The sequence below is a fragment of the Clostridium sp. DJ247 genome, assembly GCF_014231265.1.
Genome location: NZ_JABAIW010000052.1, coordinates 1 through 17,244, shown reverse-complemented (window position 1 = coordinate 17,244; position 17,244 = coordinate 1). Strand labels below are relative to the sequence as shown.

Sequence of the window (17,244 nt, the reverse complement as noted above, 5' to 3'; positions counted from 1 at the left end):
TAGTAAAGAAGTATTCTTTACTAGCTAATAAATAGTTTTTATTGTAAAGTTTTTATCTATAATTGTATTTATCCGATGACTACCGGCTCTAATACTCCCATCTGATTCAAGTTTCACTTTATGGGGTAACTACAGCTGTTGCATGACTGCATCTTAATGCTTTTCCACCTAGGCTTGAATCAATATATACTTGAACAACATACACATCGTCTCCATTTCCAATGCCAATTACCTGTGGATTGGTCTTGTCCAGTTTTTTCCACCCATTAATTGGAGTACCATCAACCTCGCTTATTTTCTCTCCAAGTTCTGGAATAGTTGTTCCTACCTTATAATAGTATTCGTACTGTGTGTCTAACTGTGTACGAACAGATACATTGGATGCAGTACCTGAAACAATTAACTGCCCTAACGGTAAGGCTACACCTTGTCCGAATGGCACTTTTATTGCAGCTGACCAATCACTTTCTGCAAATTGATTACTTTTTGTTATATAAACATTATTATCCGCACCAGCTGAAGTGTCATATTCAATATACCCAGCTGGAATGGATATAGTAGCTGCAAACTTATTTGGAGAAAATGGATCGGAACCTGGTACATATTGAACCATTTGTGAAGCTAATTTAACTTTACCACTTGGTGTATTTTTATAAACATTTACTATATCTCCCTGTTGGAGCTGTGTAGTAGCCGGTATTTCTACTATATCATTTTCTGAAAATCCATTAGGCAACGTACCATAGTTAGTTATTTTTATTACACTTGGATCTACAGCAAACACCGGAGCACCTGACACTCCACTTATTGGAACCTGAACTGTATCACTTTCAAGTACACCTGGTGATGTTCTAGTCACATATACATATTTTGCATCATCTATTATTGTTTTGTTTTGTGACAATGTAATTATTGAGCTTAGTAAACCTCCCCCTAAGGATGGAATTATAGTGTCTTGTCCCAATAATTCAGACTTAGAAGCATCTCTATAAATCTTTATTATATCCCCAGACTGTAAGTTTGCTTTTGTTGACATTTCTATTCCCTTATCATCTTTATTAACATATACCTTATCATCTAACAAGCCTGCATTATTAATAACCTTAACAGAAGCTGCTGGTATAGGTTCACTTGCCATAGATAAGGACAGTGTAACTTTAGAACCATATCCTACTACTGTACCAGTATACTGTGTGGTTGAACCTTTTCCTGATTGCTTTGGATTTAAATCCCAGTCAACTAACACTTCATGTACACTATTATCACTCAAAACTGCAGTAATTTTATCTGGTAAGTAATCTTCTAAGTTACTAGTGTTTGTGCCTACCGCATTTTTAGTAGGTGTTGCTACTTTATCATAGGATATTATTTTTAAAGGCTGAGTAATTTTTGTTACAGGTGTTGAGGTATATTGATAAGCTGCAGGTCCACCACTGCTTGTGCCAGAAGCAATCTTAGGCTCATTTGCAATAAACATAGAATTTCCTTTAGTATAATAAATATTATTTCCTGCTAAACTTATAAAATCAGCATAGCTATCAGCATATTTATCTCCAGATATTTTTAAATAATTTACTATTGGAGCTCTATAAATTTTATTTCCGTCTGAAGCATCAGTGTAGTACATCCATTTTCCATCACTAGTTATATTCATGGATGCTATAACTGCAGTTGAACCCGTACTTCCGTTACTTACCTGTATAGATCCAAAGCTCCCACCAGTTTTACTTATCCATTTTAACTGTCCTAAGTCAGTAACATAATAAATTTGGTTATTAGCAAAAGTAATAAATTTAGCACTATCACCGGAAATTTTTGTTCTTGATGCTCCATTAGTTTGAACCGTGTATATAGAGTTACCCTCAGATTTATTTGCATAATAAATCATATCTCCTGATACCGTTAAAAATTCAGCTTCATCGTTAGTAATATTAGTTCCTGGGGATTTCAGTGCATCCTTGTTAATTTTTCTTATGTTTCCAACTCCAGTACCAGAGTGATAACTGTAATATATATATTCTCCTGAAACTACCACATATGAAGCTTGATCTGTACATACAATTCTTCTTCCTGTGCCGTCAGTTCTCACTTTATATATTTTTTGGTTATCAGAATAATTGCTGTAATATATCCAATCTCCAACTACATTTATAAATTTAGCATTGTCCTCACATATTTTGTAGCTTTGTACCCCATTTGTCTTGTATATTCCACCGCCGTCTCCTGCATTACTATAATAAATCCATCCTCCACTTTGACTTGCCAATCCAGTGTTATTTAAGTTTCCTAGTCCATTACTATTACTATAACTAGTGCTAGTTGGTGAAACAAAATAGTTATCTAGATTAAAAGCCACATTCTTTGGCCCTTGATTAACATAAGTTGTTGCACCTAAATTCACAGGACTAGTTGTAGCTATAGGCACCTTATCTGAAGACAATATTTGTAATCTTATATTTAAATCTGTAGTAACTAAATTTAATGTATAGGCATCATCACTTTCACCTTTTATTGTGTCAGGTGTTCCTATAGTCTTTATTAAATCGCTATTATTGCTATTATAAACCTTAAAATATTTTGGCGTTAATGTATAAGGTGCCACATTAACCTTGCTAGCATCAGGTAATTTCACACTTACAAAATACATAGTGGTACCTATTGATGTTACATTTATTGTAGCATTCACAACGGAACTAGTTGAGTCTTGATTAAAGTTTCCTCCACTACCTCCACTAAAGCTATACACGGTTTTATTTCCATTGTAATCATAATAAGTTATACTATTACTTAGATTTGATAAATCAGAAAGTGTACTTCCATCAAATAAGTTAACTACATTATTTGATGAGTTTACATAATAAATGTTTTTGTATTGAGTTGAATTATTTAATATATCACTCAAATTGCTCAGATTTTTTGAAATATAATCCACACTATATGCTTTATCACCTATTATAATACTGTTAACTGGCAAAGCTGCTGATGCAACTGTTGAAAAACTTAGAGCCATAACTACAGAAGCAACCAATAACTTTATTTTTTTCATTTTAATTTCACCTCTTTAAAAATTTATACTGTTTATTCTAGTAAGATACAACCTTAAGTACCAATACAACTGGGTTTTTATAATGATTTACAGTACCTTTAATATAATATGTTTGAGGAGTACCAAGATCTACGAATGGGGTATCCCAGGTAACAGACACGCTGATAGTTGTACCGTCTGAAGTCTTAGCATCCACCTGTGTTGGTAATGAGTAATAAGTTCCTTGAACAACAGTTTGTACAATTTGTGGCACATCTACAATCTTAGGAGTTACTATTAAAGTCAAATATGCCTTATATGCAGATCCTGCCACTGTTCCCTCAATATTTATAATACCTGTTTTACTTGTATTAATGCTGGTTGTATTCCATGTTACAGGTACGTTTTTATTACTAATTTTATCAAGCACAGTCTTTGGAAGTTTATATGCTTCCCCTTGTACTATCTCAATAGAGCTATTATCAAATGGGCTGTTAGCATTTCCACTACCACTACCACTGCCGCTGCCATTATCCTTTACTGTTAATATAAGTTTTACTTTTTTATTATACTTATCAACAGTACCGTAAAAAGTATATATTCCCGGCGTACTAGTCTGTCGAGCTCCCTCTCCATAATCCCAAGTTATAGGTACAGTACTAACAGTACCATCTGACATTTTAGCGTTTACCGTAGTTGGGAGAGAGTATGTATCTCCCACGTTAACCTGATTTGAAATATCTGCAACATTAGTTGGTAAAGGCTTAACTACAAGTGTAGTATATACTGTTCTATATGTACCATCAACTTTCCCATTTATAGTATATATTCCCGGCTTTGTTATATTTACCTTTGATACATTCCAAGTAACAGGAACCTCTTTTATAGTACCATCACTGGCAGTTACAATTATTGTAGGTCTTGGAGTGTATTTTTGCCCCTGCCATATACTATCAGTAAAGTTATCAACGTAAGCTATATTTAAAGGCAGTGCTTCTGCTATTTGTTGAGTATAATAATCTACCACTCCTGTACCACCTAGAATTTTTATGTTGTTTACTATTTTTGATCTTAGAAAGTTCGTTGTAGCATCTGAAATTGGACTATCTATGTATAAAATTGGTGATGAAGTCTTTGGTGCAACTGAAGCCGCTACAAGAGAATCCGGAAAATCTTTTGCAGATGCTAAAAATAAAGTTCCCGTGCTTATTTCATTTTGAAAGGCATTTATTATGTCTGCGTTCCTTTTGTAAACATCACCATCAGCTATTCTTTTAGCACTGGGAATATAGGATATAACATCATCACTTATTTGGTCAGTTCCTCCTATAACATAGGCTTGAGCAATTTTTTTATTAGCTTGCAAATACTTCTTAACAGTATTAGGTATATAATCCTTACCAGTTAAAATAATAGGCATTCCTTTTAATGCTGCTATAGGTGCTATAGACATACCATCATGGAAATCTTCGCCGTTAATCACTGCAATTTCTGTAGGTTTACCAAGCTTTTGAGCTACTAGAATATCCGTTTCATACCTATCTGCTCCTCCAATTCTAGTTACTTTTATTCTCCTAGCCTTAAGAGCATCCTCTATACTTTGTGATATAACACCTTGTCCACCTATTAAAAACACATTTTTTACATTTAGTCTGTTAATCTGTACTGATGTATAAGGGTTTAGTATATCTTTTCCTGTAAGCAGAATAGGTGCTTCATATTTTTTAGCTAAGGGTGCTGCTGATAAAGCATCTGGATAGTTTTCTCCATTAACTATAACCGCATAATCTGAACTGCCCTGCCATCCGTCCTCACAAACCTTCGCTGCTGTTTCATATCTATCAACACCATTATATCTATTTACTACATTAGCAGCATGTACTTTTCCAAAGTTAAAAGCAGCAGCCATAACTATAGAAGCAACTAATGCAGCCAACTTATTACTCATAAGTACATGTATGATTTTTTTATTATTCACTAGACTAAAACACTCCTTTCTTTTACTTTTGTAAGGATATTTATGAAATTTTTTAAAATTATATCACATATCTAAAGAAGTATTTATTATGTTCCTTTTTATTATCGTTTATGGTTCTAGTTTTCTTGATATAAACTTATAATTATAAACTATAATTAACACCTAGGGATTATAATATAACTATAGCTAGTATTATTTATTTTTTGTATACATTACTAATTATACAATAATATTGTATAATAAATAAAACCTAAAACTAATCTACTACTTTACATTAGTCTTAGGATTATTTATAAATCTTATTAAAAAAATCCACCTTCATTAACTTCTGTTTTAATATACATTTCCAATAACTGAAGTGCCTGCTGTTCACTTATTTGTTTATTTACTAATTTACGATGCAATATATATAGATTTGCGTTCAAATCAGGATCTGTACCTTTAGTTTCCTTCATCTTCTGAAGAATTTTTTCCTCTAAAGATAGACTATTAAAAGTTGTTTCAGTTTCTAGCAGCTTTAATAATGTTTCTGCTTCTTTCTTTATATTTTTATCCTTAGTCGTTAGTCTTATGGTATGCAACCCTGATTGAATTTTCACTATAAGTTCTTTACCTATTAATACTTTTTCATTATTATCCAAATTCAATTCCCACCTTTAAGAGATACTTATAAAAATACATATGTAAAATATGTAATATATAGTATAAAAATCTACATCTATAAACTATATTTTATCAGTTTATCACTAATAGTGTCAATGTTTAACACACAAACACACAAATATAAAAATGACCTGTTAGTGTTACAGGTCATTTTTATATTTAAATCACATTTTCTTTTTTTACTTCTAGGAACTGTATGTTATCAGCTTCTACTTGTGTAATGTATTTTTTTATGCCATCATTAGCTACATAACTTCTTGTGCTTATTTTGCCACTAACTCCTATAAGCTTTCCTTTAGTTAAATAAGGCTGAATTTTATCTCCATAATTACTCCAATATGCTACAGAAATAAAATCTGCTGCATTTTCCTTGTCCTTGTTTGGAATGTTCTTATTTACAGCTACAGTAAACTTTATTACTCCTCTGTCACTATTTTCAAGTTTTACAATTTCAGCATCCTTAGTTAGTCTACCAATTAACATTACTTTATTCAATTTCTTACCTCCTAAATTGGGTTCTTAACTACCATTCTTTCCACAACTAGGTGAAATTAAACAAGCAAATTATTGTTTTCGACCACATTTTTCACAGTACCGAGCTTTTTTATCTATAAGATAACTGCAATGTTTGCAGTTCTTTTTATTCTTTAATTTTAACATATCAGTTCTTAACTCAGTGATTTCTTCTTGCACTTCTTTTATTTTATCACAGAGCTTAACAATCTCTTTATTGTTATCCTTACCATCTTTATACATATCATAAATTTGCTTTCCTATTTGTTCATATAATTCTGATATCTCTTTTTCACAAGAAGCTATAGACAATGACAAGTCTGAACATTCAATGAAGTTTTTAGACTTTTTTAAAGCAGAATCTGCTCCTTCCTTCAAAGATATCTTTATAATTTTTAACTTATCATTAATAGACATTGCCATATCTCCTTCAATGTTTTTCATGCTTTAAATATCTTCTGGAAGACTCCATATTGGTACTAAAGATAATTTGTCCTTACTTCTTATGCTCTCCATTACAGTTCTAATCATGGAATATTGTCGAAGACGATTGTTTACAACTTTCCAGTTAATATTATTTATAAAAACATCTATATATTTCTTTCTGTCTGTTCCAAAATCTAAGAAGTAAGCATGCTCATATACATCCATGATTAGCAGCGGAAATGCATTCCACACTGCGCCTACATCATGAGCATCTGAGCCAAATATGTGAAGTTTGTTATCCAAAGGCTCTATAGAAAGTATAGCCCAGCCTCTCATAGAAAGCCCTACCTGTTTTAAATATTCAATAAAATTTTCATAACTGTTAAAATCCCTTTTAATTAAATTTATAATATCCCCACTGGGATTATTAAATCCACCTGTAGTATTTTCAAAGTATAATTCATGAAGCTTTACTCCATCTAGGGCGAAGGTCTCTCCAAGCTTGAGACTTCTCATTTCACTGTAAGTAGCATTTCCTTCTCCATATTGCTTTGCATCTATAGGTTTACTCCATATTTCATTAATTTTTGTTACATATCCATTATAAAGCTTATAGTGCTCCTGTAATTGCTTCATAGTTATACCTTTTACAGTTGAAAAGTTATATTCTTTAGGACTTAATTTAGGACTTAGTTTAGCCATTAATAAATCTCCCTTAAAAATAGTTCATAATATTTATATTCTACCAATATCTAAAATGTACCATGGATTTTGAAATTACAAACAAAAAAAGGTGGGATAACTGTTTATCTCACCTTTACTTTCAAAATTTAAATATAGATAACTATGCCCGAAATTTAACTTATACGACCGTATATATTACTATGTTTCGTCACGTTAAATATTTTTAATTAGTCTAAAGCTCGAATTTGAGAAAAACCTAAGAACTTTGATAAACTCGTACCTCAAACATATCTAAAGTTCTAAGGTTTTTCTCAAATTTTCGCTAAGACTAATAAAAAAATATTTAAATGTGACTTCAACATTAGTAATATATACTTACGTATAAGTTAAATTTAAGTTCTAATCATCTATATAATATATCTACTAAACTAATGAAGTTATAACTAAATTAATGCTGCTTACTAAATCTATTTCGTAAGGCTGTATATCTTGTTTTGTATTTACATCATATATAACTCTAATAACAGGTCTATCAGGGAAGTTTGGATTTTGTCTAACTACATATCCTTCTACTCCATTTGATAGTTTTACACAACAACCTAAAGGATATACAGAGAAAGCATTTCTAAATACTTGGACTACTTCTTCGTCAAAAATGGTACCACTTCCTGCTAATATCAATTCATAGGCATCATTAGGGCTAAAGGCCTTTTTGTAGTCCTTGCTATTAGTTATAGTATCGTATACATCACTAACACATATAATACGTGCAAATTTAGGTATACTCTTTCCTTCCATGCCATAAGGGTACCCCTTACCATCAACTCTCTCATGATGATATTGCACTCCCTTAAGAGTAGCCTCTGATATTCTAACGTTTTTCTTCAGCATCATAGCTCCTAAATAAGGATGTTCCTTATATTGTTGTAACTCTTCTTTAGTCATTTGTTGTCCATTTTTATCTATGATATTTTTAGGTAACTGAGTTTTCCCTATATCATGAAGTATTGCTGCAAGGCCTAATTCTCTAGTTGTTAGGGTATCCATTTTCATAGCGTGTCCTATAAATGTTGCCATGATGCATACGTCTATGCTGTGCACATAGGTCAAGTTGCTACTAGTTTGAATGTCATATAGACTTTTATTTATATCTGCATCTCTAGCTATATAATCTATAAGCTCTTCAACGGTTTTTACATATTCTGACATACCCTTTTTATCAGAAATCATACCAACATTTTTCATCATTTTTGACATACTCTCTAGAGTAGTTTGTTTTAACCTACTGATATTTTCGTCTTCAACCTGAACATCATCTAATCTGTCATCTTCAACATATACGTAGAATACACCCATTTCTTGCATTTTATTTATATAGCTGCTGATTAATTTTGTACCAGCTCTTAGTAGTACTCTGCCATCATTAGTAAATATATTTTTCCCTAGTACTTCGTCTCCTTTTAATCTATTTATTACTTCTAGTTTCATGTTTCACCTCTAATGTTAAAAGTATGCTAAGAATATAGTATACCAAACATTTGTAGATTTCAATTTATTTTTAGGTTTTTTTATATTATTCATTACTGCTAGAATTGTGCTGTTGGTTTCTTATGGTTAACTCCATATATTAATACATCTGTAGCTAATTTCTATGAAGGTGTAAAAAACTCTACATCAAATTCTTATGAATCATAAAATAAGCTTAGATCCAATGACGTATAGATAACCACGCCCGAAATTTAATTTATACTCCGGGATATATTACCATGTTTCGTCACGTTAAATATTTTTAATTAGTCTAAAGCTCAAATTTGAGAAAAACCTAAGAACTTTGATAAACTCGTACCTCAGTTCGGACCAACTTATCAATTACCATTGATAAGTCGCTCGTTGAAAGCCATTTAGGCTTTCAACCATATCAAAAGTTCTAAGATTTTTCTCAATTTTTCGCTAAGACTAATAAAAAATATTTAAATGTGACTTCAACATTGGCAATATATCCCTACGTATAAATTAAATTTAAGATCTGGTTATCTATAGTATTTTTATTCTAACATTTAGAAACGGTATAGGAAAAATATTCCTATACCCGTTTTATAATCAAATTTCCAAAGCTAATAATGATCAGACATTTGCAAGGGCAAAAAGATCCTCAGGCATTGGCTTTGGTGTACCATCTTCATTTAATACGTTACGCCACGAATACTTTGGTGCATAACCAAGTACTTGTCTCGCCTTATTTATTGACATCAAAGTCTCATTACCATTAACAGGATATTTAAAAGGAACCTCTGGGAAGAATCTTTTAACGAGATCCGCGCTGAGATCCGGCATTATTGTATCAGCAGCAGTTATATTGAATACCTGATTACCTAAATTATCTTTTTCAAGTGCAAGTAAGCAGGCTTGTGCTGCATCACGGACATCACAGTAGGCCCATACATTCATTTTTTGTTTGTCTTTTTGTTCATCAGTCCAATGCATCACTGGAATCTTGGTATACTCGTCTGGCTCATAAATATTAGCAAAGCGTAATACAACTATCTGTTTATTCACAAGGTTATAATACATTTTTGAAAGCTCCTCTGTTAACACCTTAGCCATGGCATAGGAGGATCTTGGAAAAAGAGGATGCTCTTCATCTATTGGTACGAAATGAAGTTGCTCTGAAGTAAAGGGGAATCCAAAAACAGTTTCACTAGAAGCCCATACTAGCTTCTGAATGTTAAAATCCTTACAAGCCTCAAGAATGTTAAAGTTAACCAACATATTATTTTCAAAGATAGCTTGAGGTGTATTTCTGACATCTGAAGGGATGTTGGCAAGATGTACTACTGCTTCAGCCTGCATAATAAGCTGGCACACCTGTCCGTAGTTACGCAGTTCACTCTGAATAAAGCTCTTGGTTGCAGATTCTTCTGTCAGTAATCTATCAGTTGCTATGACGTCATGTCCTGCCTCAAGGAGAGTTCTGACAGTCCATCGTCCGATTTTACCGGCAGCACCTGTTACTACCACTTTCATTTTTACCGCCTCCATTCTTTATGTTTTTCTAAGTTAGCATACCCTTGATAATATAATATTATTCAGCGTTACTAAACAAATTTTACAGTAGAGTAAGTCAGAGGCTCATCACCTCTTTCTTTGAAAATACTGCTTTAATCTTTACTCTCATGCTTGTCATTACTTTATTAGTAGGTATTTGCGTCATAGACAAGAAAATCAAATCCTACTTTTTCTCCCCATAAGTTTATTATTTTAGTCTTTTGTGGATGTAGCTGTAATTCCAGTCGGTTAAATAAATTTTTACACCCTGTGGTTCTTAGCAAATCCTTGGGATGCCTTGCTACTAAAAATCCCCCTGCTATACAGCAGGGGGATTGGAATTAAAATGTTATTTTTGAACTTTAACTGTGGTTTGACCAACTACCAGATATCCGTTAACATAACAGCGGAACTCAACTTCAACATCTGATGGAGTCCAAGTGAAGTCTGAACGCTCAAACTTAAACTGACCAAGCTTTGCTTGATTGTAGTATCCATTGTTACTCGTTAGAGCCTTTACGCTGTTGAGTGTTGCGGTGTTAAGGTCAAAACCTTGGGTACTGTAGCCTGAAGGCAAGTCAACACGAACGGTAAACACGCCATTATTGCCTTTAATAACTTTAGGTGTTACTTCCATGGTAGCTGGGATATAAACCACGAACTGTTTTTGGATAGTGGTGCTAAGACCCGCAGCATCTATTACGGTAATAGTAACGTTGTAAACACCTGGCTTGTCTAGTTGTATATCGGTACCATTCTCCACAACTTTTCCAGTTGTTTCGCCTGGGCTAAGAACTATCATTTTTTCATCAACCACACCTGATAGGTTATCTTTTGCAGTATAGTTTAGTTGTAGTGTATCACCAAGTTTATATTCACTATTTAAATCCATTGTAATTACTGGCGCTGTCTTATCTATTTTCACTTCTACTGTATTTGTTGATTCAGTACTACCTGCTATATCAACTGAATAGAAACTGATTTTGTGAATACCTTCACCTTGTACAGTAAAGGAAGTACCCTCTAAGTAACTAGAACCATCAATAGAATACAAGGTTTTAGCTACACCACTTTGTGCATCTGTTGCTATTAAGTTTACTGTAACATCTTCCTTTGACCAAGTGGTTGGTGCATTTGAAGCAGTAACTGGTGCTGTTCTGTCTATCTTCACTTCAGCTGTATTTGCCGATTCGATGTTGCCTGCTGCATCAACTGAATAGAAAGTTACTTTATGGATACCGTCATCTTGTATAGTGAAGGAAGTACCTTCCAAGTAATTAGAACCATCAATGGAATATAATGTTTTAGCAACGCCGCTTTGTGCATCTGTTGCTGTTAAGTTTACAGTAACATCTTCCTTTGACCAAGTTGTTGGTGCATTTGAAGTAGTAACTGGTGCTGTCTTATCTATCTTCACTTCTAATGTATTCACTGGTTCAGTATTACCTGTTGCATCAACTGAGTAGAAACTGATTTTGTGAATGCCTTCATCTTTTAACGTGAATGATGTACCTTCTAAATAATCAGAACCATCAATGGAATACAAGGTTTTATCTACACCACTTTGTGCATCCGTTGCTGTTAAATTTACTGTAACATCTTCCTTGGACCAAGTTGTTGGTGCATTGGACGTAGTTACTGGCGCTGTTTTGTCTATCTTCACGTAGATTGTTTGTACTGTTTCTTTATTTCCTACTTTGTCAACAGAATAGAAGGAGATTTTGTTAACGCCTTCTTTGTCTACTGTAATAGAAGTACCTTCTGTAAAAGTATTATCATTTAGAGAGTAATACGTATTTGCAACACCAGTCTCTTTATCAATTGCAGATAAGTTAACAACTAACAACCTTTTGTTTATCCAATTAATCGGTGCATTAGCAGTTGTTACTGGTGGCTCAGTATCAACAATTAGTTTTGCTACAACAATGTTCGATGGTTGCGATTCACCAAAGGAGTTACTGAAGGAAGTAACATAATATTGGTGATCTGCATAAGACAGATTATTGACTTGATAAGAAAGATTATTTAAATTTTCTGTTAGTAATACTGGTTTACCATCTATAATCTCGTACACATTATAACCATTAGCGTAGGTTATAAAATTCCAAGAAATCGAAGCAGTGGTTGGATCCAAAAGCTTTAAATTTGCCACTGGAGGCTGCATATCTGGATAAATAATTATTTCAGTAATTCTGTTTGAAGGAGCAGATTCTCCAAATCGTGTGTTATATGCAGTTACTTCATAGTTGTGAGTGTCCTCTGATATATTAAACATTTTGTAACTCAACGCTGTTCCTTTGTAAAGCAATTGTCGAGTGTCGCCCTTTACTTCATAAACACGATATTCATTTGCCCAGTTAACTGCTTGCCAGGATAAGGTAATATTATTAACATTATAAATAGTATCTTTCAAAAGTGGTGGCTGCACCACTGGCCAAATTAAGGTGAAGTTTATTATACTTCCTGTAGTAGATTCACCAAATCTATCGCTGTAAGAGTTAACTTCATAAGTATAGTCTCCTGCTGGCATATTAGTAGAGGTTACGGATGTACCAGTCAAGGTTTTTACTAAGGATTTTTGTCCATCTTTAACCTGATATACTTTATATGCTGTGGCATAAGTTACAGAACTCCATTTAAGTGTAATATCATTTCCATTGGCAATGCTATACGTCAAATTATTTGGTGCCATCATCTCTACGTAATCCATAGTCAAAGAAAGTTGGCTTCCTTCCTGGGATTCGCCAAAGCGAGTGCTTACTGAGTGAACAACATAGGTGTGATCACCAGTTGATACATTTGATAACGTTGCAGTTAAGGAAGTAACTGTAGTTTTTAGAACTTCTTGTCCATCAACTAACTCATAAACTTTATAACTATTAGCATAAGTAACTGCTCCCCATGTCAATACCACATCATTACCATTTTGAATCTTGTATGCAAGATTGCTAGGACCTGTCATAGTTGGAGGGACTAAAGATACAGTAACTTCTGCTCCACTTGGGGATTCCCCAAATCTCGTAGATACCGAAGTAACAACATAGGCATAATCACCAGCTGGCATATTGGTAAAGGTTACAGATGTACTAGTCACTGTTTTTTGCAATACCTTCTGTCCATCAATAACTTGATAGATTTGGTAACTGGTTGCATATGATGCTGCTGTCCATTGTAAGGTAATATCATTTCCATTTGTAATACTATAGGTAAGGTTTGTCGGTGCCATCATTACTTGTTGCTCTATAGTCAATGAAACCTGACTTCCTTCCTGTGATTCACCAAAACGAGTACTTACTGAATGAACAACATAGGTGTGATCACCAGCTGGTACATTTGATAACGTTGCAGTTAAGGTAGTAACTGCAGTTTTAAGAACTTCCTGTCCATCAACTAACTCATAAACTTTGTAACTACTAGCGTAAGTAGCTGCTTCCCATGTTAACACTACACTGTTTACATTTTGAATCTTATATATGAGGTTACTTGGAGCTGCTACCGTTGGAAGAACTAAGGATAAAGTAACTTCCGCTCCGCTTGGAGACTCACCCAAAATCGTAGACACTGAAGTAACAATATAGTCATAATCACCAGCTGGCATATTTGTAAAAGTTACAGATGTACCAGTCACTGTTTTTTTCAATACCTTTTGTCCATCAATTACTTGATAAACTTGGTAGCTGGTTGCATTTAACGCTGCTGTCCACTTCAACGTAATATCATTTCCATTTGCAATACTATAAGTCAGGTTTGTTGGTGCTTCCATCACCTGCTGCTCTAAAGTTAGAGAAACTTGACTTCCTTCCTTTGATTCGCCAAAACGGGTACTTACAGAGTGAACAACATAGGTGTGATCACCAGCTGGTACATTTGATAGCGTTGCAGTTAAAGAAGCAACTGTAGTTTTGAGAACTTCTTGTCCGTCAATCAACTCATAGACTTTGTAACTGTTAGCATAAGTAACTGCTGCCCAATTCAATACTACACTATTGACATTTTGAATCTTGTATGTGAGATTGCTCGGTGCTGTAATAGTTGGCGGAACTAAAGATAAAGTAACTTCTGCCCCACTTGGAGATTCACCTAAAAGCGTAGACACCGAAGTAACAACATAGTGGTAATCACCACCAGGCATATCAGTAAAAGTTACAGATGTACTAGTCACTGTTTTCTTTAATACATTTTGTCCATCAATCACCTGATAAATTTTATAACTTGTTGCATAGGTCGCTGCTGTCCACTTCAAGGTGATATCATTACCATTTACAATGCTGTAGGTTAGATTTGTTGGTGGTTGCATTGTCTCTCCATTTAGAGTCATTACCAGGGTACTTCCTTCCACCGATTCTCCAAACCTAGTAGAGTAAGAGTGAACTTCAAAGGTATAGTCTCCCGGTGTCATGTTAGTGTACGTAATGGTTGTTCCAGTTACTGTACTTTTTAAAACTTTTTGTCCATTAACAATTTGATAGATTTTATAGCTAGAGGCATAGGAAGATGCTTCCCAGCTCAAAGTTAAGTCTGTGACGTTTTTAATTGTTTGTACCAAATTCGCTGGTGGCTGCATGATCGGCAAAACCAATGTGAATACAAGTTGACTTCCTTCAGATGACTCTCCAAGGCTAGTTGAGTAAGAATGAATTTCATAGCTGTAGTCGCCAGCGGGCATGTTAGCATATGTTACAGTTGTTCCTGTCACCGTACTTTTCAAAACCTTTTGACCATTCGTGACCTGATATATCTTATAGCTTGTGGCATTTGGCACGCTTCCCCAAGTTAAGACTATATTATTACCATTATTAATGGTATAAGCGAAATTACTTGGTGGGGCCATTGTCACATCACCCAAAGCAATGGAAGCTTGGCTTCCTTCTGGGGATTCACCAAAGCGGTCACTGTAAGAATGAACTTCGTAGACATAATCACCAACGGGCAAGTTGGTATATGTAACGTTTGTCCCTGTCACCGTACTTTTTAAGACTTTTTGCCCATCTATAATTTGATAGACATTATATGCCGTTGCATAGGTAACAGCTCCCCATTTCAGAGTAATGTCAGTACCGTTAGTCAGGCTATAAGTCAAATTTGTAGGTGCCTGCATAGTTTGTACATCCACAGTAAGTAAAACTTGGCTTCCTTCCGATGATTCACCAAAACGTGTACTTACCGAATGAACAACATAGGTATGATCACCAATCGGTACATTGGATAACGTTGCAGTTCCGGAAGTAACTGTGGCTTTAAGAACTTCTTGTCCATCAATCAGTTCATAAACCTTGTAACTGTTAGCGTAGGTAACTGCTCCCCAAGTCAATATCACATCGTTACCATTTTGAATCTTATATGTGACATTGCTAGGAGCTGCCATTGTGGGGAAAACCACATCCACTTGCAGAGGAACTGAAATTGGTGATTCGCCGTACAAAGAATTTACAGCTGAAACTGTATAAGTGTGAGTCCCTGCAGCTGCATTAGTTATAGTGTATGTACGTCCTGTTACAGAAGTTACCAATGTCTTTTGTCCATCTTCCATAATTTCATAGATATTATAGGTCTGAGCATATTGGGATGCCGACCAGTTTAAAATAATATCGTTACCATTTTGGAACGTATTAGTCAAGGTTGTCGGTGCCACCATGTCAGGATAGACAATGTTAACATTAATCGGAGCACACGGCCCTGATTCACCATCTGCGCTTAGCGTTGATACAACATAAGTGTATGAACCTTCTGGAAGGTTATTAAAAGTATAAGTTGTAGATGTTGGCGATGTTGTGGTTCCAAGTAGTTTCAGTTGTCCGTCAGTAATTCCATACACATTGTAACCATTAGCTCCATATACAGAACTCCAAGTAAGCTTTACATCATCCGATGTTATGAGCTGGAAGGCCAGGTTGCTTGGAGGCAATATATTGCTATTTGTAGTTAATGCCAATGCACTTGTCGAAGAAAACATCAACTGAAATACAAAAAACAACGATACTGAAAATAAGAACTTGATACAAAAGCGTTTTTTCATAATGTGACCCTACCTTTCATTGCGAAAAAGGGAAATAGGTAAAAAATGAACCTCAAACAAGGCTCATAGATAAAAACCATGATTCCTTGTGGCAACCGGCTACCATCCACATAAATTACAATCGTTGTGGTTCAGGTCCTTGGCTTTGCGTCTCATAGTTTCCCATGATTTGCCTTTTTCACTTAGTATATTTTACTTATAGATACGTTAATTAAAATGTTTACCTATAAACTATATAATAAAAGTATAGAATGAGATTATCTTGTTATATAAAGTAACCTATAAATTCACATATCTATACTAAAATTCTATCATATTCCTTATAAACAAACAATAAAAATAAGATCTAAACTCTTTCCTCAAGCCATGTTATTATAAGACTAATTATTTTAGTGAGGTTAGTATTGACTTTTTAAATTTAATAAAAATAACAAAAGAAATATTCTTAATAGTTGCCTTATTCTTTTACTCATCATATCAATATGTTTTCATTGATTTCTTGTTATATATAATTATATGTCATTTAAAATTAAAAAAAGAGGATTATTACCCTATATACGGGATAATCCTCTTTTTTATTAAAAAGTTTTATTAACTAGATATATTAAGTTGAGGGCTATGTGCTTAACCCCTTACAGAGATTTGCAACTTCATTGACAAGCTATGTTATGGAGTTTGAATAGTTATGGTTGTTGCTGTTCCCTTACCGTTATAAGTTCCTCGAATATATACGGTTCCACTAGTTACAGTATTCAATATTGTCACTAAGCCACTAGCATTTACAGTAGCTAGATTTACATTGCTAGTACTCCAAACGGTACTTGATGTTACATCTTGTGAGGTTCCATCTGACATAACTGCACTAGAATTAATTTGTAGGGTATTTCCTCGCCC

10 protein-coding genes and 1 riboswitch are annotated in these 17,244 nt (G+C 34.1%); all 10 genes read right to left on the bottom strand.

Translation table 11 applies throughout. From position 1 onward, the window contains the following. Positions 1–118: 118 nt before the first annotated feature. The gene (locus tag HGI79_RS17830; RefSeq protein ID WP_185652033.1) at positions 119–3,046 is read right to left on the bottom strand and encodes a DUF5050 domain-containing protein; all 2,928 of its coding nucleotides are present in this window, start codon (positions 3,044–3,046) and stop codon (positions 119–121) included. A gap of 37 nt (positions 3,047–3,083) precedes the next feature. Beyond that, positions 3,084–5,003, bottom strand: coding sequence for a cell wall-binding repeat-containing protein (locus tag HGI79_RS17825; protein ID WP_313885230.1), 1,920 nt, complete (start codon positions 5,001–5,003; stop codon positions 3,084–3,086). A gap of 302 nt (positions 5,004–5,305) precedes the next feature. Then, positions 5,306–5,644, bottom strand: a complete 339-nt coding sequence (locus tag HGI79_RS17820) for a hypothetical protein (RefSeq protein WP_185652032.1) — start codon at positions 5,642–5,644, stop codon at positions 5,306–5,308. A 181-nt stretch (positions 5,645–5,825) separates the two neighbouring features. Next, positions 5,826–6,161, bottom strand: coding sequence for a single-stranded DNA-binding protein (locus tag HGI79_RS17815; protein WP_185652031.1), 336 nt, complete (start codon positions 6,159–6,161; stop codon positions 5,826–5,828). Positions 6,162–6,230: 69 nt separating this feature from the next. Beyond that, entirely contained in the window at positions 6,231–6,623 is a 393-nt protein-coding gene (locus tag HGI79_RS17810) for a zinc ribbon domain-containing protein (protein ID WP_185652030.1), read from the bottom strand. A gap of 3 nt (positions 6,624–6,626) precedes the next feature. Next, entirely contained in the window at positions 6,627–7,307 is a 681-nt protein-coding gene (locus tag HGI79_RS17805; RefSeq protein ID WP_185652029.1) for a superoxide dismutase, read from the bottom strand. 405 nt (positions 7,308–7,712) lie between these two features. Next, a complete protein-coding gene (locus tag HGI79_RS17800) occupies positions 7,713–8,777 on the bottom strand; it encodes an HD-GYP domain-containing protein (RefSeq protein WP_185652028.1) in 1,065 nt (354 codons plus the stop codon). Positions 8,778–9,413: 636 nt separating this feature from the next. Continuing rightward, on the bottom strand, positions 9,414–10,313 hold the full coding sequence (locus tag HGI79_RS17795; RefSeq protein ID WP_185652027.1) for an NAD(P)-dependent oxidoreductase: 900 nt from the start codon (positions 10,311–10,313) through the stop codon (positions 9,414–9,416). Positions 10,314–10,683: 370 nt separating this feature from the next. Then, positions 10,684–15,864, bottom strand: coding sequence for an OmpL47-type beta-barrel domain-containing protein (locus HGI79_RS17790; protein WP_395939556.1), 5,181 nt, complete (start codon positions 15,862–15,864; stop codon positions 10,684–10,686). 573 nt (positions 15,865–16,437) lie between these two features. Further along, positions 16,438–16,534: riboswitch (cyclic di-GMP riboswitch) on the bottom strand. A gap of 482 nt (positions 16,535–17,016) precedes the next feature. Then, on the bottom strand, positions 17,017–17,244 hold a 228-nt coding region (locus HGI79_RS17785; protein WP_207725836.1), incomplete at its 5' end, for a hypothetical protein.

What these genes read in the sequence shown, in the direction of transcription:
- HGI79_RS17810 (WP_185652030.1), bottom strand. Translation starts at nt 6,623, where the DNA reads ATGAAAAACATTGAAGGAGATATGGCAATGTCTATTAATGATAAGTTA.
- HGI79_RS17795 (WP_185652027.1), bottom strand. Translation starts at nt 10,313, where the DNA reads ATGAAAGTGGTAGTAACAGGTGCTGCCGGTAAAATCGGACGATGGACT.
- HGI79_RS17790 (WP_395939556.1), bottom strand. Translation starts at nt 15,864, where the DNA reads ATGGAAGATGGACAAAAGACATTGGTAACTTCTGTAACAGGACGTACA.
- HGI79_RS17830 (WP_185652033.1), bottom strand. Translation starts at nt 3,046, where the DNA reads ATGAAAAAAATAAAGTTATTGGTTGCTTCTGTAGTTATGGCTCTAAGT.
- HGI79_RS17800 (WP_185652028.1), bottom strand. Translation starts at nt 8,777, where the DNA reads ATGAAACTAGAAGTAATAAATAGATTAAAAGGAGACGAAGTACTAGGG.
- HGI79_RS17805 (WP_185652029.1), bottom strand. Translation starts at nt 7,307, where the DNA reads ATGGCTAAACTAAGTCCTAAATTAAGTCCTAAAGAATATAACTTTTCA.